The organism is Pseudomonas sp. GW821-FHT01C01 (genome assembly GCF_059422645.1).
Window position 1 is genome coordinate 1 of the sequence record NZ_JBWKXF010000054.1, and the last position, 25,130, is coordinate 25,130.

The window sequence follows — 25,130 nt, forward strand, 5'->3', positions numbered from 1 at the left end:
GGCAAGCCCGCTCCCACAGGGGAATGCATTCCAAATGTGGGAGCGGGCTTGCTCGCGAAGCAGGCACCGCGGTCTGTCACGCTTGTCGCGGGGTATTCAGGTTCATCGAGCGCACCGCCAACGCCGATGCTGTCTCCTCATCGATCGGCAACGAAAAACGAAAGGTCGCGCCACGTCCGGGCACATCGATCAACTGAATTTCGCGCCCATGCAATTGCAGGATGCGATGCACGATCCGCAGCCCCAGCCCGCCATCGCGCCGTGCGCCGCCGATATTGAACGGGCGCAGAAACAAACCTTCGCGCAGTTCCGGGGCAATGCCGGGGCCGGTATCACTGACCGTGACTTCGATGTATGACCCTTGCGGGCGCAGGCCCAGTTCGACCTCGCCACCCGGCGGGGTATGGCGCAGGGCATTGTCGAACAGGTTTGTCAGCACCCGCTCGATCAACCCGAGATCCGCACAGGCCGCCGAGGCGTTCGGCGCGAACGTGGCCTTCAGTTCGACTTGGCGCGCTTCGGCGGTGAGTTCGAATTTCTGGAAGATGTCCTGGGCCAGGTCGGTCAGGGAAAAGCGTTCCAGCACCGGTTGCACGAAGCCGTGCTCCAGCCGCACCAGTTCCAGCAGCGACTGCGCCAGACCGCCCACCTTGCGGCTCTGGTCCAGCGCGATGCCGAGGTAGCGACGACGGTCGGCAGGGGACAGTGTGGCGTCCTTGAGCGACAGGGTTTCCAGATAACCGTGCAACGAGGCCAGTGGCGTGCGCAAGTCGTGGGAGATGTTCGCCACCAGTTCGCGACGCTCCTGATCCTGGCGGGTCAACGAACGCCATTGTTCGCCCAGGCGTGCCTGCATCTGCCGGAACGCCGCATCGAGCACGGCGATTTCATCGTGGCTGGCGGCTTTTTCCACTGCGACGGGCAGGGCTGGCATGACTGGAACGCCATCGATGTCGAACTGGCTGACGGTTTCGGTCAAGCGGCGCAACGGCCGGGTGATCAGGGCAAACGCGGTGAGACCAGCGATCAGGCACAACAGGGCTACCAGCCCGATGGACAGCAGCGCGGTATTGAGCGCCGCGCTGGTCGCGCCGCGTTCGGCCAGGCGGTCGTGGTCCTCACCGAGCAACACCACGTAGAGGTAACCGGCCGGTTTGCCATCAACCTTCAACGGTGCAGCGCTGAACACCTTGCGGGCATCGACGCTGCGCGGGTCGTCGCCGAGAATCGGCAGGGCATCGCCCCGCAGCAGGCGCTGGATCGGCACCAGGTCGACCCGTTCGCGACGGATCCGGCCTTCGGGCGCGGCGCTGCCGACAATCTTGCCTGCGGAATCGAGCAGGTACACCTCGACACTGGGGTTGACCTGCATCAGTTTGCTGAACAGATCGCGCACGGCATCGGGCATCAGGCCCTGGGTGTCCATCAGCACTGTGTCACGGGCGATGTGCTGCGCCAGGTCACGGGACAACCCTTGCACCACTTCCTGCTCATGCATCTGGTTGGAGCGCACCTGCAACCACGCCGACGTGCCGCAGCACACCAGCAGCAGCACGGCGAACACCAGGGACAGGCGTTGCGTCAAGGTCAGCCTCATGGCTGCGGCTCCTCACCGGTGGCGAATTTGTAGCCGCGGCCCCACACCGTGAGGATGCGCACCGGTTGCGCCGGGTCGGCCTCGATCTTGGCGCGCAGGCGGTTGATGTGGGTGTTGACCGTGTGCTCGTAGCCTTCGTGGCTGTAGCCCCACACGGCGTTGAGCAGGTCCATGCGCGAAAACACCTTGCCGGGCTGGCGGGCGAAGAAATACAGCAAATCGAACTCCCGGGGCGTGAGATCGAGGCGACGCCCGTCGAGGGACACTTCGCGGGTAATCGGGTCGATGGCCAGGCCGTCGGTGAGCAGGCTGCCGGCGTCCATCTTCAGGTTGCGCGCCATGGCATCGACCCGGCGCAGCAGCGCTTTGACCCGGGCCACCAGTTCGAGCATGGAAAAGGGTTTGGCCAGATAGTCGTCTGCACCCAGTTCGAGGCCGAGAATCCGGTGCACTTCACTGGAGCGCGCGCTGGTGATGATGATCGGCGTGTAGCGCGCCATGGCCCGGGCGCGGCGGCAGATTTCCAGGCCGTCGACACCGGGCAGCATCAGGTCGAGGATCAGCGCATCCCAGTTGCCTTGCTGCAGCAGGCGCATGCCTTCATCGCCATCGGCGCTGTGCACCACCTCGAACTGCTCGTCGCGCAGATGCAGGCAGATAAGGTCGGCGATGTGCAGGTCGTCCTCGACCACGAGGACTCGTTTGGTCTGTTCCATCCAAGTCAATCCTTCGGTGCAATGGGCGCATGCCATTCGGCTTATGTTCAAAAAAACTGTGGGAGCGGGCTTGCTCGCGAAAGCGTCAGGTCAGCCAATATCACCATTGACTGACACTCCGCCTTCGCGAGCAAGCCCGCTCCCACAGGAATAGCAGTGTTCAAGGTTGGCGTTATGCATTGTGCGGGTTTTTCAGCGCCCGAGTTATCACGAATTGTTTAACTTCCCGTGAGGATTTGGCGATCACCCAAAGCCTAGGCTGTGTTCCATGAAACACCCCTGGATTTTTTGGAGACGAGCATGTTTTCACGACGGCAATTTCTTCTAGCGAGTGGCGGGCTGGGGGTGGCAGCCCTGGCAATCGGCCTGTTGCCAAAGTTTTCCACAGGCACTGCATTGATCAGCGAGGCCAGCGCAGCGGAGGTATTCGAAGTGACCCACAGCGACAGCGAATGGCACAGGATCCTGAGCGACGAGCAATACGACATCCTTCGCGAAGAGGGCACCGAACGGGCCTACAGCAGCCCGCTGAACAACGAGCACCGTGACGGCACATTCGCCTGTGCTGGTTGCGATCTGCCACTGTTTTCTTCGGCAACCAAGTTCGACAGCCGCACCGGCTGGCCGAGTTTCTGGGCGCCGCTGGACAAGGCCGTGGCGACCCGTCAGGACCGTGCATTCGGCATGGTGCGTGAAGAGGTTCACTGCCGGCGCTGTGGCGGGCATCTGGGTCATGTCTTCGACGACGGCCCGAAACCCACGGGGCTGCGCTACTGCATGAACGGCCTGGCGATGAAATTCGTGCCGAAGACGGTGTGATTCCTTTCCACTCACTTTTTGCAGGTAATCGCCATGTGGCTTCTGGTCCTCGCTTATCTCGGTGGTGTGCTGACGATTGTCAGCCCGTGCATTCTGCCGGTGTTGCCGTTTGTCTTCGCGCGCACCGGGCAACCGTTCGTCAAAAGCGGATTGCCGCTGCTGGCAGGAATGGCACTGACCTTCGCGCTGGTTGCCACGCTGGCGGCGGTGGGCGGTGGGCGGTGGCTGGGTGGTGCAGCTCAATCAGTACGGGCGCTGGCTGGCACTGGTGTTTGTGGCGCTGTTCGGTCTGACGCTGTTACTACCACAACTGGCCGAGCGCCTGACCCGACCTCTAGTGGCGGCGGGTAGTCGTTTGTCCGAGGCAGCGGGCGCCGATTCGCGGCCGCGTCCTGGCGCTTCGTTTCTGATCGGCGTTGCCACGGGACTCTTGTGGGCGCCCTGTGCCGGGCCGATCCTGGGCTTGCTGTTGACCGGTGCGGCGCTGCAAGGCGCAAGCATCCAGACCACGTTGCTGCTGTTGGCCTATGCGGCCGGGGCGGCTACCTCCCTTGCGCTGGCATTGCTGTTGGGTGGCAAGGTTTTCACGGCGATGAAGCGCTCGATTGGCGCCGGCGAATGGGTTCGTCGCGGCCTGGGCGGCGCAATGCTGGCCGGTGTAGTGGCGATTGCCCTGGGGTTGGATACGGGGGTTCTGGCCCGGTTTTCCACGGCTTCTACCGGTGGAATCGAGCAAGCGTTGGTGGAGAAACTGTCCGGCAAATTGCCGCGTAACAGCGGGGCGATGATCGCGCAGAACGCGGCCTCCGAGGGCGCAGTGCAAGTGGCTGACAAAACCCCTGGCACCTTGCCGGTCGAAGGCAACCTGCCGCCTCTGGATGGCGCCGTGCAATGGCTCAACTCGCCACCCCTCGATGCCCAGGCGTTGAAAGGAAAGGTCGTGCTGGTGGATTTCTGGACGTACTCCTGCATCAACTGCCTGCGTTCGTTGCCCTATGTCAAAGCCTGGGCCGAGAAGTATCGCGATCAGGGGTTGGTGGTGATCGGCGTGCATGCGCCCGAGTTTGCCTTCGAGCGCGACGTCAACAACGTCACCAAAGCCATGAAAGACCTGGGCATCAATTACCCGGTGGCCATCGACAACGAGTTCAAGATCTGGCGCGCCTTCAACAACGAGTACTGGCCGGCACATTACTTTGCCGATGCCCAGGGACGCATTCGTTATCACCACTTCGGCGAAGGCGAGTACGCCGAATCGGAGCGAGTCATCCAGCAATTGCTGCGTGAGGCCGGCGCCGCAAAAGTTGCGGACGGGCTGATCGATGCCAAGGCCGATGGCGTGCAAATGGCCCCGGACAACAACGTCGTGCAGTCGCCGGAAACTTATGTCGGCTACCAGCGCGCGGAGCATTTCGTGCCGGAAACCGCGTTGGTGCCGGACAAGGTCGCGGCCTACAACCCGCCGGCGCAACTGGCCCTCAACGACTGGAGCCTGGGCGGGCAGTGGCATGTCGGCCCGGAGCGGGCCACCGCCAGCGCACCGGCCAGCCGCATCGTCTATCGCTTCCACGCCCGTGATTTGCATTTGGTGCTCGGCCCTGGCGCCGATGGCAAGCCGGTGCGCTTCAAGGTGCTGATCGACGGCCAGGCTCCCGGCGATGCCCATGGCATGGACGTGGCCCCCGATGGCAGCGGCACCGTAACCGAGCAGCGCTTGTACCAACTGGTGCGGCAGAACGACGGTGTGAGCGACCGGACCTTCAGCATCGAGTTTCTTGATCCGGGTGCGTCGGCTTACGCCTTCACTTTCGGCTGATAACCTTTCAACGCTTCAGGAGTTCGCCCCCATGAAAACCCTCTTTACCTGGCGCCGTACCCTGCTGGGGCTGGCGGCTGCCGGCATCATCAGCCAATGCTCGGCCTTCTCGTTCGGTGGTGCCGAAGAGGCGGTGATCATTCCACCGCCGGCCCTCGACGAAACCACCCAGGCCAGCAGCGAAACCGCGGTGTTCGCCGGTGGTTGCTTCTGGGGCGTTCAAGGTGTGTTCCAGCATGTCAAAGGCGTGAAGAATGCAGTCTCCGGCTACGCGGGCGGGGCAGCCAATACCGCGCATTACGAGCGCGTCAGCGACGGCAATACCGGCCATGCGGAATCGGTCGAAGTCACCTTCGACCCCGCTCAGGTCAGTTATGGCACCTTGCTGCAAATCTACTTTTCGGTGGCGCACAACCCGACCGAACTCAACCGTCAGGGGCCGGACAGCGGCACCCAGTATCGCTCGGCGATCTTCACCAAAAGCACTGAGCAGCAGCGGGTTGCGCAGGCTTACATCGCCCAGCTCGACGCCGCGCATTCGTTCGATAAACCGATCGTGACCCGGCTTGAAACCTTCAACGGTTTCTATCCGGCGGAAGAGGAACATCAGGATTTCCTGACCGAACATCCGAACTATCCGTACATCGTGATCAATGACTTGCCGAAGGTGGCGCAGCTCAAGCAGTTGTACCCGAATCGTTATCAGGAGCAGCCGGTGCTGGTGAAGGCGGGGATGTAAATGGCGATCAGCGACTGCATGCCTGTTCGGCCGACTAGTGCTTGCCCCACATCTGTACGGCAAATTCGACGAAACGCCGCAGTTTCGGCAAACGGTGGCGATCCTGGGCATAGACCAGGTGCATCGGCCGGCTGGGCGGGCAGTAATCGGGCATCAAGGCCAACAGCTTTCCGTCCTTGAGGTCCTGCTCGACCAGGGCGTCGGGCATCATCACGATGCCCATGCCGGTTCGCGCCGCTTGATGCAAACCGGCCGAACTGTTGATCAGCATCGGCCCGCTGACCCCCACGCTGACTTCGCCCTCGGGACCGGCCAAGCGCCATTCCTTTTGCACCGATTGCCAGTCATCCCCGGCCGGATAGGCAAAGGACAGGCAGTCATGGTGTCGCAGGTCTTCAGGCGTTTGCGGTGTGCCGCGACGGGCCAGATAGTCCGGTGACGCGCACATGGTCAGGGTGTAGTCGATCAGCGGGCGGGCGATCAGGTTGGAGGGCTCCAGCGCGCCGAGGCGAAACGCCACATCCAGACCGTTTTCCAGCAGATCCGGGCGCCGGTTGGTCAGTACCACGTCGAGTTTCACCCGCGGGTTTTGCCGGCTGAACTCACTCAGTGCCGGTGCCAGGCGTTCGGTACCGAAGGTCAAGGGTGCGGTGATGCGCAGGTTGCCGCTCGGTTCGTCGAGCGCCTGTTCGGCCAGTCGCTCGGAATCGGCCACCAGCCCCAGCACTTCCAGGCAACGCTGGTAATACGCGACGCCGAACTCGGTCAGCCGCTGGCGCCGCGTCGTGCGGTTGAGCAGACGCACACCCAGCCGTTGCTCCAGGGCCTTGAGGTGGTTGCCGACCATGGTCGTGGACATTTCACACTGCAAAGCGGCGGCGGTCATGCTGCCGGCCTCCACCACTTTCACGTAAACGGTCATTGCCTGGAACAAATCCATTATCAAGCTCGACTTTAAAATGATTGAAGATTTTCAGCGTTTATCCAGCTCAGGTTGCTAACCATACTGCAAAAACACCGACCCTTGCTGGAGCTTGATGTCATGACCGCCGCCTGCCTGATGAGCACTTACCAACCCTTGGCCCTGAGTTTCAACAAAGGCCTGGGCACTCGCCTGTGGGATCAGGCCGGTCGCGAATACCTGGATGCGGTCGCTGGTGTGGCGGTGACCAACGTCGGCCACTCCCACCCGAAAATCGTTGCCGCCATTACTGAGCAGGCCGGGTTGCTGCTGCACACGTCGAATCTCTACAGCATCGACTGGCAGCAACGGCTGGCGCAGAAACTGACTCACCTGGCGGGTATGGATCGGGCGTTTTTCAACAACTCAGGGGCCGAAGCCAACGAAACCGCACTGAAAATCGCCCGGCTGCATGGCTGGCACAAAGGCATCGAGCAGCCGCTGGTGGTGGTCATGGAGAACGCGTTCCATGGCCGCACCCTCGGCACGTTGTCGGCCAGCGATGGCCCGGCGGTGCGCCTGGGGTTCAACAAGCTGCCGGGGGATTTCGTCAAAGTGCCGTTCGGCGACCTCGACGCACTGGACAAGGTGCAACAAGCCCATGGCTCGCGGATCGTGGCGGTGCTGATGGAGCCGATCCAGGGCGAAAGCGGCGTGCAACTGGCGCCACCGGGCTATCTCAAGGCCGTGCGCGAACTGTGTAACCGGCGCTCATGGCTGATGATGCTCGACGAAATCCAGACCGGTATCGGCCGCACCGGCCGATGGTTTGCGTTCCAGCACGAAGGCATCGTCCCGGACGTCATGACCCTGGCCAAAGGCCTGGGCAACGGCGTGCCCATCGGCGCTTGCCTGGCCCGTGGCAAGGCGGCCGAACTGTTCACGCCGGGCAGCCACGGCAGCACCTTCGGCGGTAATCCGTTGGCCTGCCGGGTCGGTTGCACCGTGCTGGATATCGTTGAAGAACAAGGGCTGCTGGAAAACGCCCGGCTTCAGGGGGAGCGCCTGCTCGGAAGATTGCGCACAGAGTTGGCGGGCAACCCGAACGTAATGGCGATCCGTGGTCAGGGGCTGATGATCGGCATCGAACTCAAACAACCGATCCGCGACCTGAGCCTGATCGCCGCCCGGGATCACGGTTTGCTGATCAACGTCACGCGGGGGAAAACCATTCGCCTGCTGCCGCCGCTGACGATTGATGAGCGGGAGGTTGAGATGATAGTCGAAGGGGTGAGTCTGGCGATTTCGCAAGTTCTCGATCGACCGGAGTAATCGTTCAGCGTTGGCTTTGGACCGTAGTAGGTAAGCAGTTTCATCAGACACGTCGAGGCCAACCGGCGTGTTCTTTTTTATTCTGCAACGACTCAGAAAGCATCGGATAAATCGCATTGTCTTCTCCGCATTTGGATAGGTGTTCAGTATCCGTCGGCGTTTCAAAAGACGTTTCCGCAAGTGGTGTAGTCCAGATCCGATTTGAAAGGATCAGACACTGTGGTTAACCGGTACTTTGCATTGCACTGAAAAAATCCGTGATTTCAGTTCGATCCATCAACTGAATCTTTGAACCGGTAAACCCTTCGAACAGGTGCCGATGGGCCGCAAAACCACTGGGGTCATCACGCTTTCGATAGCTTTCGGCCCAGTCCAGCAATGCGATCAATCGTTCATCATCATTGGCTTCCCGATGGCGTATGTTGGCGATGCAATCATCGTCATCAACACACAGCCAGATCAGTGCCGTAGCCCGGTGGAGGATTTCACTGACGATCCAGCCGTAACCCCCTTCGATCACCCAGCGCTCCTCATCGGCCGCGATCCGCGCCATTCCCAGCGCTTCATTTCGGGGGCGAGCGATGCTGTTTTCGTCGGACAACCAGTGAATCTGGTCGAGATCGGTCCAGGGCAGTTGCAAGCGTTCGGCCAGCCGCTGCGCCAGCCAGCTCTTGCCGGAGCCGGAGTTGCCGATGATCAGGGTTCGGGTGAGGTCCATGAGCGACTCCGATCAATTGTGGGAGCGAGCAAGCTCGCGAAAGCGGTGCTTCGGTGAGCATTGATGTTGGATGTGCAGGTCTTATCGCGGGCAAGCCTATAGGTACACCAGAATCCGCCGGCCTGTGCGCCTTGAGGTCCATCGGTAACTTGCCGTGCGTCACTGCTCATCATTTCTGTAAGCCCGTTTATAGTGTCAGTTTTTAGACATTGCTGTGATGTGGGAGGTTGTAGTGAGGGCGATTAGGTTGGCTCAGTTGTGAGTTGGGCTTACGTTCACTGCTGGGCTCAGGAAGTCTATGTGATAGCCAGAGGAACCGTCCCCAATTGCTATATGAACTCCATTAATCCCTTCATTTAATTGAGAGTTGATTTTGTAGTCAATGCTATTTGCGATTGTGTCGTTTACTCCAATAGCAAATTCGGTCAGCTTAAGGCCTCTCGGCCCTGCTGCAAGATCCAATAATTTTATGTGTTCATTGCCATTTATTTTTAGTGAGGTGATTGTATTGTCTTCAATGGCTAATAGTGCACCTTCTTCAGATATGCGATCGCTCAACCATTTTAAAGAGATTTTTAAGCCTTCTGGTAGTGTTGGGTTGGGTCGTCTAAGAACTGTAAGTATTCCGGATATTTTTAAAGTTCCACGAAATGAAAATGGGCATGGTTCTTGTGGGTTCATGTGAGCATAATGAACTTCAAAAAACTCCGCTACGGACTGAATGAAGTTGTTTTCTATGTCCTCTGTAATTAAAGCGTAAGGTTGGGCGTGAGGGGCTGTCGTTATTTGCGCGTCAGCATCATTTCCGCTCAAAAAAAATGAATTGTGTGAGTTTAGCATGTTCAGTATGCGTCTTTGTGTACTTAATGCTTGTTCAAAGTCGCTTATTAGTAATAGGTTTAAGCTATACAGTGCTGCTTCTAAAGTAGGTTCGAATACTTGTGTTGCACAAAAGATGCTTTTTTTGTGTTTGGTGTTTTTTGCAATATCAAATGTCTTTTTCGCTGCGTCATTAGTGAATGAAAAAATGATGCTACTTTTTGGGAGTCTGTCGATGTCAGAGATGTTGATGGTCTTGAATCCTAGTTTCGAGCACTCTTGGAGAAATTCTTCAGAGTCTGCAATTATAGAAGGCTCTTCTTGACAAAAAAGTGTTGATATTATTGTTTTGGATAACATTGGTGCCTCCTTGATTTTTCGATGGGCGGCAAGGGTGATCTTGACGCCCATTTTTACCATTTACTCTTCAGTATGAGCCCAAGCTAACGGCGCCCAGCCAAAGTTTTCCGGGCCGGAAGTTATGCGAGTAAGCTTTTCTTTAATGACGCTTTTCTTTTTCATTTGATCATCCTTTTTCATTTTGTTGGTTTTGTGCACCCTGGTGGTTTTGAGGGGGCGAAATAATTAATACAGATTTTTTTGATGTGTTAAATAGATGATTTGAGGTTTTTTAGAATTAATGATGCTCGTTAGTTGTCCTGTAAGATACTCTTGGTTATTTGTGTAAGTAGTGTCTGTAGTCCTCTTCCGAAAAAATAGTATTTCGCCGAATTTGGTTGTGATGGACGATCTGAAATCGTTAAGTTGGTCTATGAGGCTTCTTTTTAAGAGGAACTCTACATTCAACCGTTAATAGGGGGCTGTTTAGTGCAGGAATCAAAGAAATATCTGACGGATACGTCCGTACACCAAGCCTTGCTACTGGCTGATCTAACAGATCCCGCCGCACCCGATCACGCCATTCGATTATTACTGAAGGAGGTTCTTCAGGGATTAGCGGATAAAGGCTGGCCACAAGCGCAAGTGCAGACGGGCCCGAGAATTGTCTCTGCTGAAGAGAACTACGGATTGCTTGGTTATGACCCATCTGAGATTACGCTTGGTAGTGCACACACTCGATGGGTTGACGAGTGGTCTCTGTTACGGACGCAAACCACTAGCCAAATTCCATCTGCGCTTCAGCGAGCGGCCCAGCTACGACAACCGGGGCAGTCAATATTATTGGCTGCACCTGGCATCACTTTTCGTCGCGACAGCCGGGATCGTTGGCATTGTGCGGAACCGCATCAGATGGATATCTGGGTGCTCGGCGATCCTGATTTGTCGACGCATGAGCATTTGCTTTGCCTGGTCGGCGATATCCTCGAATCTGCCGTGCCTGATATGCCTTGGATCTACAGTGATAGTCCGCATCACTACACTGAGGGCGGGATCGAAGTAAATCTGTTGAATGACGGCGTCCCGGTAGAGGTTCTGGAGTGCGGTCGAATTGCCAAATCTTTGTTGGAGCGACTGAAGATCGATCCTTTGCGCCATGGAGGACTGGCGCTGGGAATGGGGTTGGATCGCTTGACAATGCTGCGAAAAGGCATCCCCGATATTCGTTTGCTGCGTGATCAGAACGAACGAGTACAGGCACAGATGCATGATCTGAATCCGTGGAGTGCCGTCTCTCGGTTGCCTTCGATTACTCGTGATATTTCGTTAGCGGTAACGCCGGGGCTAAGCGAGGAAGTGTTGACTGAAAGGATGTTGCAGGCAGCTGGTGATTGTTCAGATTGGATTGAGGAAATGCAAATCAAAGGGCGCTGGGAGTTCACAGAACTGCCTTCGCAGGCCATCGAACGCCTCGGATTGCTGCCGGGGCAGGAGAATGTGCTACTACGGGTTGTACTGCGTGATTGTTCGCGATCAATCACCACAGCTGAAGCGAATGCCTTGTATTCGAAAATTCAGGTGGCACTCCATGAAGGTGCGCCGGGGGCGGGTTACAGGATGGATTTCCCCAATATTTAACTGGCCTCTTCGCGAGCAGGCCCACAGTATCTGGAAATAGCACAAGAAGTGCGTACGCCAGAAATCCAGTGTGTTCGAGCCTGCTCGCGAAGGCGGTATGACAGTCACAATTGTAGAGACTGACAGACAGCATTCGCGAGCAGGCTCGCACACAGTTTTTTGGTGGTGTTTTCTCTATCTCAATCATCGCCTTCCGGCGCCACCATCCGAGTCTTCGGCGAGCCATTGGAGTTGTGTTGAAAAATGTCCTGCGGCTGACCTTTTTCATTAAAGAACACCTGCCCGATTCCCGCCGAGTTCCATAGCCGCTCACCGGCTTCGGCGTGTTCCGGGACATGCGGCACGATGCGCATGCGTCGACGTTTGGTCAGCCAGTTCAGCGGCGAGCGTGGCGAGTACAGCCAGCGGTTGAGGCGGTCGAACCATTCGAGCAGGGTGGCCGGGAATTCATTCTTGATGCCGCTGCTGGTGATCTGCCAGATGCGCGGCCCGGCCTTGCGGTGGCGGATCAGCACTTCGTAGACGAAGGAATAGTGCACATCGCCTGACAGCACCACGTAGTTACCCGGCGTGCGCGAGTGCCGGAAAATGTTCAGGATCACCTGTGCCGCGCCGCGATGGGCCATCCAGTTTTCCGCGTCCACCAGCAGTGGATAACCGCACCAGCTGAATACCCGCTGCACGGTTTCAATCAGTTTGACGCCGAAGATCGGCGCCGGTGAAACGATGATCGCGCTCGGGTGGTCCAGCAGTTCCTGTTGCAGTTCGCTGAGGGCTTCCCAGTCGAGCAAACCGGAAGGTTGCTTGAGGTTCATCTCGCTGCGCCAGCGCCGGGTGCGGGTGTCGATCACCACGATGGCCGGTGTGGTCGGCAGCACGTAATGCCAGTGCTGAAACTTCAGCAGCTCATCGATCAACTCATCCTGAACAGCGCCGTCGAGATAGCGGTCGTGGGCGCTGGTGCTCAATGCACCGGCCTTTTCCAGCAGGGCACCGAACGCCTCCGGATGATTGCCCCAGCCCTGGCACAACATGTACGCCAGCAGCGCGTTGCCGATGATGCGCCGGGAGAATGGATGGCCGTAGGCCGTTTCCTCCCACTGCGCGGAAAGGTTCCAGTCATCGGTGATGTCGTGATCGTCGAAAATCATCAATGTCGGTAGATGCGCCATTGCTCGCGCGACGTTGCCAAGGCCGGACTTGAAGGCATCGATACGTGTCTGCTCAAGGGCGTAGCGTTCAAGTCTTTGCGGCGTCAGCGTCGGTACTTGAGGCGCGATCAGGGTCCAGGACGTTGGCGACCAGACCAGCAAATACATGGCCATGACTTCGGCGAAGGTCACCAGGTGATTGTCGGCACTGCTGCTGGTGAAAATCGGTTTACGCGCGCCACCGAAAAAACGCTCGCGCAGGGTTTCATTGCTTTGCAGCGCCGGCAGCAGATCCGCACGGTGGTAGTAGCTGGCCGGATGCTCGTAGAGCCTGGCGCTGTCGCTGACCACGGCACCGTCGAGGTGCTCCCCGAACAGGCCCAGGCGCTCGATCAAGGCGTGGATCGCCCGCAACATCGGCCCCGCGACGTCGTCGGTGTAGACCTGATCGCCGGTCATCATCAGCAGCGCCGGGCGGTCCTTGGCGGCATGTTTTTGCGCCAGCAACCGATCGACGCAAAGCAAGCCGTCAGCTGCCGGGTGATGAGGTTTGCGGCAAGAGCCGTGCAGCAATTGATCGACCTGCGCGCGCAGGACGAAGTTCGGGCAACGGGCATCGCCGTACAGCAGGTGTGGCGCCCAGTCGGCAATGCCTTTTTCTGCGCCATCGATCAGCAGGTCATATTCGATCGACTCATCCCGGGGCAGGGCGCAGTCCAGTTGCACATCGATCAAGTGCACAAAGGCATGAGCCCCCACCGCAATCACCGTGCATTGCCCGGCATCGAGACGGATATCGCCGACGACCTGCAAGCGCAAGGTCAGCGCCAGCGCCCGGGAACCCACCAGCCACAGCGCCAGCCGCGTGGGCTCGAGGCGCCGCAACAGCGGGCCAGCCAGGACCGGCGGCAGGGCTTGGCGATCGTCGGGCAGAGGCAGCGTTTCGGACATCCGGATTCAAGACTCTTGGGGATCGAGGCGGGCGATGATAGCGCAGGTGGCGAAGGGACAGGCTAGAGTGAGTTTGCCGCGCCATGTGTCGGCGTTTCGAGTGAAAGGCCGAAAACCCCAAGGCCGGATTCAGCAACCCGCAAACACCGGTCGCCCCCGCCTGTCACCAAATGAAAAGCCATTGTCGTCTGATGAGAAGCGTCTCAACAGGCCGCGTCCTACAGTCCAATCAGCGCAATTCGATGCAACACGCCCATATTGCAGATTGGAGAATAAGAAAAATGGCCAAAGCCGTACGCTTTTATGAAACCGGTGGTCCCGAAGTTCTACGTTACGAGGACGTCGAAGTCGGCGAACCCGGTCCAGGCCAGGTTCGTCTCCGTCATGTGGCGGTTGGACTGAACTATGCCGACACCTATTTCCGTAACGGTACCTATCCGATTCCCCTGCCCAACGGCATGGGCGTCGAGGCCTCTGGCGTAGTCCAGGCCGTTGGTGAAGGGGTCACCAACGTCGAGGTCGGTGATCGCGTCACCTACACCGGTTTTCTCAACACCCTCGGCGCCTACAGCACCGAACGCCTGATCCCGGCCGCACCGCTGATCAAACTGCCGGAAACCATCAGCTTCGAGACGGCCGCCGCCATGACCATGCGCGGTTTGACGTCTTCGTACCTAATGCGCCGCATCTACGACTTCAAGGCTGGCGACAGCATCCTGCTGCATGCCGCTGCCGGTGGTGTCGGCCTGATTGTTTCGCAGTGGGCCAAGTTGTTGGGCCTGAACGTGATCGGCACGGTTTCGACCGAGCAAAAAGCGGAAATCGCCCGGGCTCACGGTTGCGACCATACGATCAATTACAGCCATGAAGACGTTGCTGCGCGGGTTCGCGAACTGACCGACGGTGTCGGCGTCAACGTGGTGTTCGACAGCGTTGGCAAGAACACCTTCATGGGGTCGCTGGACTCGTTGAAACCCCGTGGCCTGATGGTCTGCGTGGGTACCGCGTCCGGGCCGATCCCGGCGTTCGACCCGGTGATGCTGGCGATGAAAGGTTCGCTGTTCCTGACCCGTCCGGCCTTGGCCAACTACATCAGCGACCCGGCGGAAAAAGCCGCCCTGGCCGGCGAGTTGTTCGACCACGTCGGCAGCGGCCGGATCAAGATCGAGATCAACCAGCACTACGCCTTGCAGGATGCGGTGCAGGCCCATCGCGACCTTGAATCACGCAAGACCACGGGCTCGTCGATTTTCGTTATTTAAGGAGCGGCCAGCCATGAAAGTCGAACAATTGACCTGCAACATCGGCGCCGAACTGATCGGCGTCAATCTTGCCGACGCGGTGCATGACGACGGTCTGTTTGCCGAGATTCGTGCCCAGTTGCTCAAGCATCGGGTGGTGTTCCTGCGCGATCAGGACATCACCCGCGCCGAGCACGTGGCCTTCGCCCGGCGCTTCGGCGAGCTGGAAGATCATCCGGTGGCCGGCAGTGATCCGGATCATCCCGGGCTGGTGCGGATCTACAAGAATCCCGACCAGCCGATGGACCGCTATGAAAACGCCTGGCACACCGATGCCACCTGGCGCGAGGCGCCGCCAATGGGCTGCGTATTGCGCTGCGTCGAATGCCCGCCGGTCGGCGGCGACACCATGTGGGCCAACATGGTCGAGGCTTACGCGAATTTGCCGGAGGACGTGAAAGCGAAAATCGCCGACCTGCGCGCCCGCCACAGCATCGAAGCGAGCTTCGGCGCCGCCATGCCGATCGAAAAGCGTCTGGCGCTGAAGGCGATGTACCCGGATGCCGAACATCCGGTGGTGCGCACCCACCCGGAAACCGGCGAGAAGGTGCTGTTCGTCAATGCCTTCACCACCCATTTCAGCAACTACCACACCCCTGAACGGGTGCGCTTCGGCCAGGACGCCAACCCCGGCGCCAGCGAGTTGCTGCGCTACCTGATCAGCCAGGCATACATCCCCGAGTATCAGGTGCGCTGGCGCTGGAAGCCCAACAGCATCGCCATCTGGGACAACCGCAGTACCCAGCACTATGCCGTCATGGATTACCCGCCGTGCCATCGCAAGATGGAACGCGCCGGGATCATCGGCGACAAGACGTTCTGATCGAACGCCATCTGCATCCGCTCTCGTAAACACGTCTGCCCGGCACGACCCCGGGTGGACGGAACAATCATAAGAACTGGCATAAGAACTGGAGTAGACCATGCAATTCTTCGACGATTCGCTGCACCCGGAAAACATGGAAAAGGTAGTCATCACCGTGGCCCCGTACGGCCCGGAGTGGATGCCGGAAGACTTCCCGGAAGACATCCCGCTGACCATGGACGAGCAAGTCCAGAAAGCGGTCGATTGCTATGAGGCTGGCGCCACGGTTCTGCACTTGCACGTGCGTGAACTGGACGGCAAGGGCTCCAAGCGCCTGTCGAAGTTCAACGAGCTGATTGCCGGTGTGCGTGAAGCCGTGCCGGACATGATCATCCAGGTTGGGGGCTCTATTTCCTTCGCTCCGGAAAGCGATGGTGAAGCGGCCAAGTGGCTGTCCGACGATACCCGCCACATGCTGGCCGAGCTGACGCCGAAGCCGGATCAGGTCACCGTGGCAATCAACACCACCCAGATGAACATCATGGAGCTGTTGTATCCGGAATACCTGGAAGGCACTTCCCTGGCCAATCCGCTGACCCAGGCCGCCTACAGCGAAATGACCGTACCGGCCGGCCCGGCTTGGGTTGCCGAGCACCTCAAACGCCTGATGGAAAATGGCATTCAGCCGCACTTCCAGTTGACCGGCATGCACGCCATGGAAACCCTCGAGCGCCTGGTGCGCAGGGGTATCTACAAGGGCCCGCTGAACCTGACCTGGATCGGCATCGGCGGCGGCTTCGACGGCCCGAACCCGTTCAACTTCTTCAACTTCATCCACCGCGCGCCGGACGGTTGCACCCTGACCTCCGAATCGCTGCTCAAGAACGTCATGCCGTTCAACACCATGGCGATGGCCATGGGCATGCACCCGCGCGTGGGCAATGAAGACACTATCATTGATCACAAGGGCGATCGTTTCGGCTCGGTGGCACAGATTCAGCAAACCGTGCGCATCGCCCACGAACTGGGCCGCGAAATCGCCACCGGCAAAGAAGCCCGCGAGATCTACCGCATCGGCGTGCAGTACGAAACCATCGAAGAAACGCTGTTGGCCAACGGCATGGCCCCCAACCGCAAGGCTGGTCAAAAAGGCGTGCCGCAACGCGGCTGACCGACGGGCGAGCAAGCGGCCGTGACCGCTCGCTCGCCTTACTGCAACACGCTTGATAACAACAATAAATAAAAGCTTTGAGGAGGCTGCATGGCCTTTCACCCAATCGCCGCGGACGATGACGACGCAGGTTGCGTCGGCGTTGCGCGCCAATATGCCTGGATCGTCTTTGCACTGACGTTCGGCCTGTTGATTTCCGATTACATGTCGCGTCAGGTACTGAACGCGGTGTTCCCCCTGCTCAAGACTGAGTGGGCGTTGAGTGACGGACAGCTGGGTCTGCTCAGCGGCATCGTTGCCCTGATGGTCGGCCTGCTGACGTTTCCCCTGTCGTTGATGGCCGACCGCTTTGGCCGGGTCAAGAGCCTGGCGCTGATGGCGTTCCTGTGGAGCGTGGCGACCTTGGGTTGCGCGTTGGCGCAGGACTACCAGCAGATGTTCATCGCGCGGTTCATGGTCGGTGTCGGCGAAGCCGCCTACGGCAGCGTGGGCATCGCAGTGGTGATCTCAGTGTTCCCCAAACACATGCGCGCCACCCTGGCCAGTGCATTCATGGCCGGCGGGATGTTCGGTTCGGTGTTGGGCATGGCCCTGGGCGGCGCCATCGCTGCCAAGCTGGGCTGGCGCTGGTCGTTCGCAGGCATGTCGTTGTTTGGCCTGTTTCTGGCGGTGCTTTATCCGCTCATCGTCAAGGAAGCGCGCATTGCGCCACAGCGTGCCGCGCAGATTGCGAACAAAACGGCTGCTGCGGTCAAGCGTCCGCTGCGCACGCTGTGGTCCAGCCGTTCGGTGGTGTCGACTTATATCGCCAGCGGCTTGCAGTTGTTCGTCGGCGGCACGGTGATGGTGTGGATTCCCAGCTACCTCAATCGCTACTACGACATGCCCACCGACAAGGCCGGTGGCATGGCGGCGATCATCGTGTTGTGCAGCGGTGCGGGCATGATCCTGTGCGGCATGCTCAGCGATCGCCTGTGTCGCAACTCGCCGGAGCGCAAGGTCAGCCTGGCTATCGGCTTCTGCCTGGGCAGTTGCCTGCTGTTGTCGGCGGCGTTTGCCTTGCAGGCAGGGCCATTGCAACTGCTGCTTATCTGCCTGGGCATGCTGATCGCCACCGGTACCACGGGGCCTGCCGGCGCGATGGTTGCCAACCTGACCCATTACTCGGTGCACGGTACGGCGTTCGCCACGCTGACCTTGGCCAACAACATGCTGGGGCTGGCACCGGGACCGTTCATCACCGGCCGGGTGTCCGACCTCATCGGTCTGCATGCCGCGTTTCAACTGGTGCCACTGGTCAGCCTCGCGGCGGCTGCGGTGTTCTTTTATGCCAAGTGTCATTACCACAAAGATATTGCCCGGCTTCAGGGTCAGAGCGTGCCTGACCCTGTCGGTGAAGCGGGTTTAGAGGTGAAGTTGTGAGTCGTCGTTTACGTATTGATGTGTTTTTCGATTTTATCTGCCCTTGGTGCCTGATCGGCAAACGCCAACTGGAGCATGCGCAGGTACAGTTTCGCAGTCGCCACCCGGATGTGCAGATCACCACGGTGTGGCATGGCGTGCAGTTGTTGCCTCAGTTGCCGGTACAGGGTGAACCCTTCGCCGAGTTCTATCGCAAACGCCTGGGTAATGCGGACGCCATGACCATGCGCCAGGCACAGGTACAGCAGGCTGCCGGGGCGGTTGGACTGGCCATCGACCTCAGCCGCATCGAGACGATGCCCAACACCGCAGACGCTCATCGCTTGTTCGAGCGTGTCAGCGAAATGGGCAATGCCAGTCAGCGTGAAATGTTGCTCGAACGACTGTTCGCCGCTTATTTCCACAGACGCGAAAACCTCGGTTGCCGCGAGACTTTGCTGGCCATTGCCCGCTCCTGTGGCGTCGATGCGAACGGAGTGCTCGATTGCCTGAAGGGCGACGCCACGCCATTTGAAGGATCCCCCGGCGCAACCAGTGGCGTGCCGAGCTTTCAGTTCGACCGCCGCATGACGGTGATTGGTGCGCAACCTGCTCAGGCACTGCTCGGGGCGATGAATGAAGCCCTTAAGGAAAGTGATCGCGAGCGGCAGCCAGCATGACCCGGCGCATTCCCGTGCCTGCCGGCAAACACCCGCAGGCCGGTGGCCGGGCGCTGTTCGAATTCGAAGACAAAAGCCTGGCGTTGTTCAACGTCGACGGGCAGCTGTTTGCCATCGATGACAGCTGCCCGCATCAGGGCGCCTCGCTGTGTGGCGGGCGCCTTGAGGGGCGGGTGATTCAATGCTGCGCCCATGGCCTGCGCTTCGATTTGCGCAGCGGCTACATGCTCAATTCCACCCAGGTCAAAGTCACCAACTACCCGGTCGAGATCATCGACGACCAGGCGTTTATCGTCATCGCTTCCGAGGAGTCCGCGCCATGAGCGTCATTGCTCTCACCCGTATCCACAGTCGCACGCGCGAACTGGCTCCGGGTTTCATCGTCAGTCTGATCGTGGCCGCCGCCGCGTCGTTCTTGTCCGAGCACTACGGTGCGCCGGTCATGCTGTTCGCCTTGCTGTTGGGCATGGCCTTGAACTTCCTGGCCGATGACGGCCCGTGCAAGGCCGGTATCGAGTTCACCGCCCGCACGGTGTTGCGCATCGGCGTGGCGCTGCTGGGCATGCGCATCACCCTGGAACAAATGGCCGCGCTGGGCTGGAAGCCGATAGCGCTGGTGGTGATTCTGGTGGTGGTGACCATCAGTGTTTCGGTGGTCGCGGCCAAGGCTCTGGGCTTCCAGCGTCTGTTCGGCATGCTTACCGGCGGTGCGACGGCGATCTGCGGAGCCTCGGCGGCATTGGCGCTGGCAGCGGCATTGCCGAACCATCCGCAGAAAGAACGCGCGACCTTGTTCACTGTGATTGGTGTTTCGGCACTGTCCACGATGGCGATGATCGTCTACCCGATGATCGCCAACTGGCTGCAGCTGTCGCCGCAGGTGGCGGGCGTGTTCCTCGGCGCCACGATCCACGACGTGGCCCAGGTGGTCGGCGCCGGCTACAGCATGTCGACCGAGACGGGCGACACGGCCACGGTGGTCAAGCTGATGCGCGTTGCCATGCTGCTGCCGGTGATCGTCACCGCCGCAATGATCACCCGCATGCAGGGTGCCGACCCGACGGGCAAACGCCCACCATTGTTGCCGTGGTTCGCCGTCGGTTTTCTGATTCTGGCCTGCATCAACAGCACCGGATGGGTGGCGCCTGCCGTGCAAGGATCGGTCAACGAACTGTCGCGCTGGTGCCTGGTGATCTCCATCAGCGCCTTGGGCATGAAGACCCGGCTCAGGGAGCTGGCAGCAGTCGGGATCAAGCCGATTCTGCTGATGGTGGGGGAGACGGTGTTCCTGGTCGTGCTGGTGTTGTTGTTGCTGCACTGGGGCCTCTAGGCCCTGTCAAGAAAGACTGTTTGCGAAGCCTCTTTTGTAGCAGCTGGCGAAGCCTGCGTTCGAGGGCGAAGTCCTCGCAAATCCGGTATACGCGGGTTGATTGACACACCGCGTTGCATGGTTTTACGACTGCTTCGCAGCCGAACGCAGCCGAACGCAGCCTCGCAGGCTCGGCAGCTGCTACAGAGTGCCGAACTGCGTCTACTCCTGGCGCAGTGCGGCGCCCGGCCGGTGTCACAAACACCGGTCTTTCGCGGCGACTGTACCAGCAGTCGCCGTTTTTTATTGGGTTGATTCGGGGGTAGAAAGTCCCTTATTACCAGCTGCCATAGGGAATGCCGAAGCGTTCGATGTAGCGTTGGGAGGAGTCTTTGATCTTCCACGCGTACCGGCCCTCGTTTTTTCCAAGATACGGACCCAGTGGCTCGATATCGACTTGCCCGCGGTCGACTTTGTGGGCGTGGAAACAATCGTCGCGCGTCCACACCTGGATTATTCCTCCAGGTGCCAACCCCAAGTTGAGTGATGCTGCGGGGTTGGCGGAATATTCTGGTGTTTTATGACAACGTCGCGCGGTCGAGTTGCGCATGATGTCGCGGGTCGACTCGGAGATATCGATCCAGCCGGCGTAGGTCTTGCGTTCGACAATCGATTGCCAGCGTACAAAGAGGCGTTTTGGCAGATCGGCGCCCAACACCGGCATGCCCTCACCACCAGTGCCCACCCAACCCCGAGCATTTTCGGTGCCATTTTCGAGATCGCTGCTGCCCGCAGAACCCGCAGCGACATCGTGAATGATTCGCCCCTTTATGTCCTCGACAGCTGAGGTTTCGACCCAAACCGACATGTGAGCAGGCTCGGTAAAGCCGATGTACCACCATCGTGTTTTGAAGTCATTTTTGGCCGACAGCGGATCGACGGCTTGGCAGGCGCTAATCAAGAGCATTGCCAGTAACGCAAACAGGACTTTCATGGTGACAGCCTCCATTCTGGTGCATGGGGGTGGTGCACCCGTACGGCATCCGCCGTGGGGACATGGGCATAGGCCAGCTCGAATCGGGTAGTACGAGGTCCGGAGAGAAAGGTCGGGTTCCAGTGCGCCGACTGGTGGATGTAACGGAGCTTCAGCAGTTGCTCTTCGGCGGCGGTCAGGTGGTAGTCGCCTGCGACGAATCGGGCACAAAGACTTTGCAGGTTATCGGGCACCTGGGTGTCGGGTTCGTTTGGGTAAGGCAAAAACTCACAACCGTGTTTTTTGGCCGCCTCACACATCACCCGCAAATACACCCGCGACAACCCGGCACTGACCTTGCGCCGTAGCTGCAAGCCGACAAACACCCGCTTCTGTTTCGGCGCTGCCTGCTCTCTGGGGGCAGGCAGTAGCTTGACGGGATCTGGAGTCACCAGTTCCAGCATTTCCAGTGGCCAACCCTTGGCGTGCCATTTTTCCCGTTCCTGCTCGGCCTCGCGGTAGATCGAGGTGGTTTTGACCTCGGTGAATTCGCCCACGTCCAGGGCTTGCAGGGGACTGAGTAGCACGCACTCTTCGACGTCGTCGCGGTAGCCCCCGCCGATGTCCGAGTGAGCCCCTGGCAGGCTGATTTCCGGATGGTCCGGGCCGACGCGATTGAGGGCGAAGTTGGCGCGGTGTTCGTCCCGGGCCACCAGTTGCAGAACGTTGGGGAAGAAACGCGGCGCCAAATGCAACTTGACCCCGGGAGCTGCAGGGCTGCGCACATACCCCAGGTTACTCAGGCCACCCACGGAAGCGACGGTGTCGAACAGACCGATGAACCCGGTCTTGACCCCTTCACCGAACACCTTGCTGAAGCCGCGGGCGAACAGGCGGTCCGGCAGGTACAACGTATCTTCGAGCGGGCTGTTGATGCCGGTCATGCACAAGTAGGCGAAGTGGCGGGCGGCGGCTGCCCCACGGCTGAAGCCGAAAACGTCGAAGATCAGGGACTGGATCTGTATGTCCGGAAAGTCATCGTGAAAGCTGCGTAGCTGACGCTTGATCAGACTGAACGCGAGGTACACTCGGGCCTCGATACCGGTCTCACCACGACCAAACGCGGCGCCCAGCAGACTGTCTGGTTCGCCTGCGGTCGTGCCAATCCCTTCGACGTAGACTTTATCGAACGCCCGTTTTTGCTGGATGACTTTCCCCGTGTCAGTTGTTTTCGAGTACAACTCATGCAACCGCTTAACATTCGTCACTTCCCCCCCATAACTGCTCTCAGGGTCCCGCATATACGGCTTGCAACTGCCATCCAGATCGTCCTCCGACACCGGATGATGAGCTCCGCATTTGCGCCCCATCTCGACATTGAACGGGTTGTTGCCGGTGCCGTCGAAAAACACGCCGATGCGCAGGGTGACCTTTACGCGCGCCGCTTCTTCCCGGGCCTTTTTTTCTTCCCACGCCTGGTTGGCCTGCTCTTCGCGCGCCCGTTGTCGGGCCAGCATTTCGGCGTATTTGCGTTGCTCCTCTGCCGCATCCCAGTGCTTGGGCTGTCGGGCGCGTGCCTTGGCCTGGTCGCGGCAGACGGCGCAGTGGTACCCCTCAAGATCTTGTTCCATGAGTGCATTCCTTTCAGCGAAATGCCCCTCCCTGGGCGCCAAATCAGGTGATCGATTTTTAGGGGTAAGCGTGCGTGTCGAGGACGGGAGGACGCTGCCAGTTGCAGCCTATTTGCTTGTGGGATCGGTCTGGGAAGATTGAGGTCTGGGGCTGTCAGAAAAGCCTTCAAGCAACGAGAGCGGGGCGATGGGGCGTGTAGAGCACGGCCCCGTGGTGACCTGGACTGCCTGCGTAGTTACCCTTTAATCCAGGGTTCGAGGCGTTCAGGATTCTTTGGCGTCAGAGTGGGGTTTTGCTCCACCTTGTTTCTGCGTGCTGCGCCATGAAGCCGGTGGCATGCCGAACTGGTTGATGAACCAGCGGGTAAACGAACTGGCCATCGAGTAGCCGAGCATGTCGGCAATGCGGCTGAGCGAGTAGTTCGGGTTGTCCAGATAACGCAGCACCAGGTCGCGGCGCACGTCGTTGATCACGTCGTTGAAGGCGCAGCCATCGTCCTTGAGGCGGCGTTGCAGGGTGCGCACGTTCATGCCCTGGCTCTGGGCGACCTGTTCGATGGTGGCGCGCCCCATGGGCAACAGCAGGTAGATGGCTTTGCGCACCTCGAACAGCATCGAGTTCCCTTCGTGGCTCTGCAGCGAGTCGAGGTAGCTCTGGGCGTAGCGGGCCATGGCCGGGTCGGCGTTGGGGTTGGTCATGTCGAGGCTTACGTCCGGGCAGACGATGCCGTTGAATTCGCTGCCGAACTCCAGGTTGCAGCCGAACAGCCGGCGATGCAGGTGCAGGTTGTCCGGTGGCTGGTGCATGAAGTTGACGCTGTAGGGGTGCCAGTGTGAGCCGAGCAGGGCCGAGCACAGCCGGAACATCACACCGATAGCCAGCTCGGTGGCCTGGCGACTGGGCATTGGCGTTTCGGTGACCACCTCTTCGCGAATGATCACCATCTTGCCGGCCTCTTCAATGAAGATGGCCAGCGAATCATTCATCAGGTGCCGGTAATCCACCACGACCTGCAAGGCATCGCGCAGGGTGCGCTGGTGGCTGAGCAGCAGGCTGACCACGCCGAAGTCCGAGAGCTGGCGCGACTCGGCCATGCTCAGGCCGAAGGTCTGGCAACCGCTGGCGGCGGCGGAGTCTTCCAGCAACCGTACGGCGGCATCGATGTGGATGCGGTGTTCAGGGGCTTGCAGTTGGGCCCTGCTCAGGCCGACAGCGGCCAGCACGTCGCGCGGGTTAAAACCCAGGTACTGGGTGACCTCCAGGTAGTTGGTCAAGACGGCGGCGCGAACAAGCTTGGGCATGCGAGGTTCTTCCCTGGGCCGATGGCGGTTGGCGTGAGCGTGGCGACTATATCCAGCGTATCAACAGTTGAACAGTTGTCATGTCGTTGATGATTTCCCTGCGCTCAGGTCAACAATCCTCTGCGCTGCGCACAGACATCAGCGCTCATCCGTTGATTACAGTGACCCTGCGCCAACCTGCGGGGTTTTACGACCAGCGGTCGCAGTGTCCTGCTGTCCGACAATTTGTCATCAAAAGAAAAGTGCCTGACGTCCAATGTAAAGCGCTTCGGGTGGGCGCTCTTTAATGTCGACACTACAAAAAGCCCCTGGCGCAAACAGCCAGTCGAGTTATCGAGAAAGCAAAGGTGTTGACGTGGACAAATTGCAAACTGCCGCCACCGTTCTGATCGTCCCGGGTCTGCGCGAGCACGTGGCTGAACATTGGCAAACGTTGCTGCAAGCCAGGCTGAGCAAAGTGCGCAGCGTCCCGCCACTGGAAACCGACAAACTCGACTGCATGGCCCGTGTCCGGGCAATCCAGCACGAACTCGAGCAAATTGACGGGCCAGTGATTCTGGTGGCCCACAGTGCCGGCGTGCTGATGGTCGCGCATTGGGCGGCGCATTACAGTCGTCCGATCAAGGGCGCTTTGCTGGCCGCGCCACCGGACCTCGATGCGGTCTGGCCGTCCAACTATCCTTCTTCTGAAACCCTGCGTAGCCAGGGCTGGAATCCTCTGCCACAAGGCCCGCTGCCGTTCCGCAGCATCGTGGCCGGCAGCACCAACGATCACCTTGCCAGTCTTCCTGCGGTCACCCGCATGGCAGAAGGCTGGGGCGCCGAATTGCTCAATCTGGGCGATGTCGGCCACCTCAATCCGGCCGCAGGATTTGGCCACTGGCAGCAAGCCGAAGCACTCATCCTGGAGCTGGACCGCTAGTACAAGGAGCTGGACTGGCAGTACGCCAACCGGCATTTGCCCTCATTCCTTAAACGCAAACCCATCTATGTTTGCGTGAGGGCGGCTGCGCTTAAAACA

21 protein-coding genes and 1 pseudogene are annotated in these 25,130 nt (G+C 59.5%); 13 read left to right on the forward strand and 9 right to left on the reverse strand.

The window, feature by feature from the left end; all coding sequences use genetic code 11:
• Positions 1-76: 76 nt before the first annotated feature.
• Together AC07XF_RS24230 and AC07XF_RS24235 are read right to left on the reverse strand one after the other, a co-directional pair.
• Positions 77-1,597 (reverse strand): sensor histidine kinase, encoded by a 1,521-nt coding sequence (locus tag AC07XF_RS24230; RefSeq protein ID WP_495028491.1) that lies wholly within the window; start codon positions 1,595-1,597, stop codon positions 77-79.
• Positions 1,594-2,313 (reverse strand): response regulator transcription factor, encoded by a 720-nt coding sequence (locus tag AC07XF_RS24235; RefSeq protein WP_085714630.1) that lies wholly within the window; start codon positions 2,311-2,313, stop codon positions 1,594-1,596. The genes AC07XF_RS24230 and AC07XF_RS24235 overlap by 4 nt, the downstream gene beginning before the upstream one ends.
• Positions 2,314-2,613: 300 nt before the next feature.
• Here AC07XF_RS24235 and msrB point away from each other — a divergent pair, with 300 nt between their 5' ends.
• From msrB to msrA, 3 genes and pseudogenes are all read left to right on the forward strand, one after another.
• Positions 2,614-3,132, forward strand: a complete 519-nt coding sequence (gene msrB, locus AC07XF_RS24240) for a peptide-methionine (R)-S-oxide reductase MsrB (RefSeq protein WP_495028492.1) — start codon at positions 2,614-2,616, stop codon at positions 3,130-3,132.
• A gap of 33 nt (positions 3,133-3,165) precedes the next feature.
• Positions 3,166-4,948 (forward strand): annotated as a pseudogene (locus tag AC07XF_RS24245) (cytochrome c biogenesis protein DipZ).
• Between the two features lie 31 nt (positions 4,949-4,979).
• Positions 4,980-5,687, forward strand: a complete 708-nt coding sequence (gene msrA, locus AC07XF_RS24250) for a peptide-methionine (S)-S-oxide reductase MsrA (RefSeq protein ID WP_495028493.1) — start codon at positions 4,980-4,982, stop codon at positions 5,685-5,687.
• A 34-nt stretch (positions 5,688-5,721) separates the two neighbouring features.
• Here the strand turns inward: msrA and AC07XF_RS24255 are convergent, their stop codons facing one another.
• Positions 5,722-6,627: a LysR family transcriptional regulator gene (locus AC07XF_RS24255; RefSeq protein WP_495028494.1), complete on the reverse strand. Its 906-nt coding sequence runs from the start codon at positions 6,625-6,627 to the stop codon at positions 5,722-5,724.
• Positions 6,628-6,729: 102 nt separating this feature from the next.
• Here AC07XF_RS24255 and AC07XF_RS24260 point away from each other — a divergent pair, with 102 nt between their 5' ends.
• Positions 6,730-7,920, forward strand: a complete 1,191-nt coding sequence (locus AC07XF_RS24260) for an aspartate aminotransferase family protein (protein WP_495028495.1) — start codon at positions 6,730-6,732, stop codon at positions 7,918-7,920.
• A gap of 223 nt (positions 7,921-8,143) precedes the next feature.
• Here AC07XF_RS24260 and AC07XF_RS24265 read toward each other — a convergent pair whose 3' ends face one another.
• Both AC07XF_RS24265 and AC07XF_RS24270 read right to left on the reverse strand, forming a co-directional pair.
• Positions 8,144-8,638 carry a P-loop NTPase family protein gene (locus AC07XF_RS24265; RefSeq protein WP_495028496.1) on the reverse strand — a complete coding sequence of 165 codons (495 nt, stop codon included), beginning with the start codon at positions 8,636-8,638 and terminating at the stop codon, positions 8,144-8,146.
• Between the two features lie 252 nt (positions 8,639-8,890).
• Positions 8,891-9,868 carry a CgnE/CgnB domain-containing protein gene (locus tag AC07XF_RS24270; protein ID WP_495028497.1) on the reverse strand — a complete coding sequence of 326 codons (978 nt, stop codon included), beginning with the start codon at positions 9,866-9,868 and terminating at the stop codon, positions 8,891-8,893.
• 417 nt (positions 9,869-10,285) lie between these two features.
• On the opposite strand from AC07XF_RS24270, the gene srmL reads away from it, so the two are divergent.
• The gene (srmL, locus tag AC07XF_RS24275) at positions 10,286-11,434 is read left to right on the forward strand and encodes a PheS-related mystery ligase SrmL (protein ID WP_495028498.1); all 1,149 of its coding nucleotides are present in this window, start codon (positions 10,286-10,288) and stop codon (positions 11,432-11,434) included.
• A gap of 179 nt (positions 11,435-11,613) precedes the next feature.
• On the opposite strand, the gene AC07XF_RS24280 is transcribed toward srmL, so the two are convergent.
• Positions 11,614-13,536, reverse strand: a complete 1,923-nt coding sequence (locus AC07XF_RS24280; protein ID WP_495028499.1) for an alkaline phosphatase D family protein — start codon at positions 13,534-13,536, stop codon at positions 11,614-11,616.
• 281 nt (positions 13,537-13,817) lie between these two features.
• Between AC07XF_RS24280 and AC07XF_RS24285 the strand changes: the two genes are divergently transcribed.
• From AC07XF_RS24285 to AC07XF_RS24315, 7 genes are all read left to right on the forward strand, one after another.
• Positions 13,818-14,798: a quinone oxidoreductase family protein gene (locus tag AC07XF_RS24285; protein ID WP_495028500.1), complete on the forward strand. Its 981-nt coding sequence runs from the start codon at positions 13,818-13,820 to the stop codon at positions 14,796-14,798.
• A gap of 13 nt (positions 14,799-14,811) precedes the next feature.
• Complete coding sequence (locus AC07XF_RS24290; RefSeq protein WP_495028501.1) at positions 14,812-15,660, forward strand: TauD/TfdA dioxygenase family protein; 849 nt, start codon at positions 14,812-14,814, stop codon at positions 15,658-15,660.
• Positions 15,661-15,760: 100 nt separating this feature from the next.
• Complete coding sequence (locus AC07XF_RS24295) at positions 15,761-16,813, forward strand: beta-keto acid cleavage family enzyme (RefSeq protein WP_495028502.1); 1,053 nt, start codon at positions 15,761-15,763, stop codon at positions 16,811-16,813.
• A 90-nt stretch (positions 16,814-16,903) separates the two neighbouring features.
• Positions 16,904-18,235 (forward strand): MFS transporter, encoded by a 1,332-nt coding sequence (locus AC07XF_RS24300; protein ID WP_495028503.1) that lies wholly within the window; start codon positions 16,904-16,906, stop codon positions 18,233-18,235.
• Complete coding sequence (locus AC07XF_RS24305) at positions 18,232-18,894, forward strand: DsbA family protein (RefSeq protein WP_495028504.1); 663 nt, start codon at positions 18,232-18,234, stop codon at positions 18,892-18,894. The genes AC07XF_RS24300 and AC07XF_RS24305 overlap by 4 nt, the downstream gene beginning before the upstream one ends.
• Entirely contained in the window at positions 18,891-19,217 is a 327-nt protein-coding gene (locus AC07XF_RS24310) for a Rieske (2Fe-2S) protein (RefSeq protein WP_085714643.1), read from the forward strand. The genes AC07XF_RS24305 and AC07XF_RS24310 overlap by 4 nt, the downstream gene beginning before the upstream one ends.
• Positions 19,214-20,224 carry a YeiH family protein gene (locus AC07XF_RS24315; RefSeq protein ID WP_007982570.1) on the forward strand — a complete coding sequence of 337 codons (1,011 nt, stop codon included), beginning with the start codon at positions 19,214-19,216 and terminating at the stop codon, positions 20,222-20,224. The genes AC07XF_RS24310 and AC07XF_RS24315 overlap by 4 nt, the downstream gene beginning before the upstream one ends.
• 316 nt (positions 20,225-20,540) lie before the next feature.
• Here AC07XF_RS24315 and AC07XF_RS24320 read toward each other — a convergent pair whose 3' ends face one another.
• The 3 genes from AC07XF_RS24320 to AC07XF_RS24330 all read right to left on the reverse strand — a co-directional run bounded on the left by AC07XF_RS24320 (position 20,541) and on the right by AC07XF_RS24330 (position 24,109).
• Positions 20,541-21,197 (reverse strand): DUF2931 family protein, encoded by a 657-nt coding sequence (locus AC07XF_RS24320; protein WP_495028505.1) that lies wholly within the window; start codon positions 21,195-21,197, stop codon positions 20,541-20,543.
• Complete coding sequence (locus AC07XF_RS24325) at positions 21,194-22,807, reverse strand: phospholipase effector Tle1 domain-containing protein (RefSeq protein WP_495028506.1); 1,614 nt, start codon at positions 22,805-22,807, stop codon at positions 21,194-21,196. Before AC07XF_RS24325 ends, AC07XF_RS24320 begins: the two co-directional genes overlap by 4 nt.
• Before the next feature lie 264 nt (positions 22,808-23,071).
• A complete protein-coding gene (locus AC07XF_RS24330; protein WP_495028507.1) occupies positions 23,072-24,109 on the reverse strand; it encodes an AraC family transcriptional regulator in 1,038 nt (345 codons plus the stop codon).
• Positions 24,110-24,464: 355 nt separating this feature from the next.
• On the opposite strand from AC07XF_RS24330, the gene AC07XF_RS24335 reads away from it, so the two are divergent.
• Positions 24,465-25,031, forward strand: coding sequence for an RBBP9/YdeN family alpha/beta hydrolase (locus AC07XF_RS24335; protein ID WP_495028508.1), 567 nt, complete (start codon positions 24,465-24,467; stop codon positions 25,029-25,031).
• Positions 25,032-25,130: the final 99 nt, after the last annotated feature.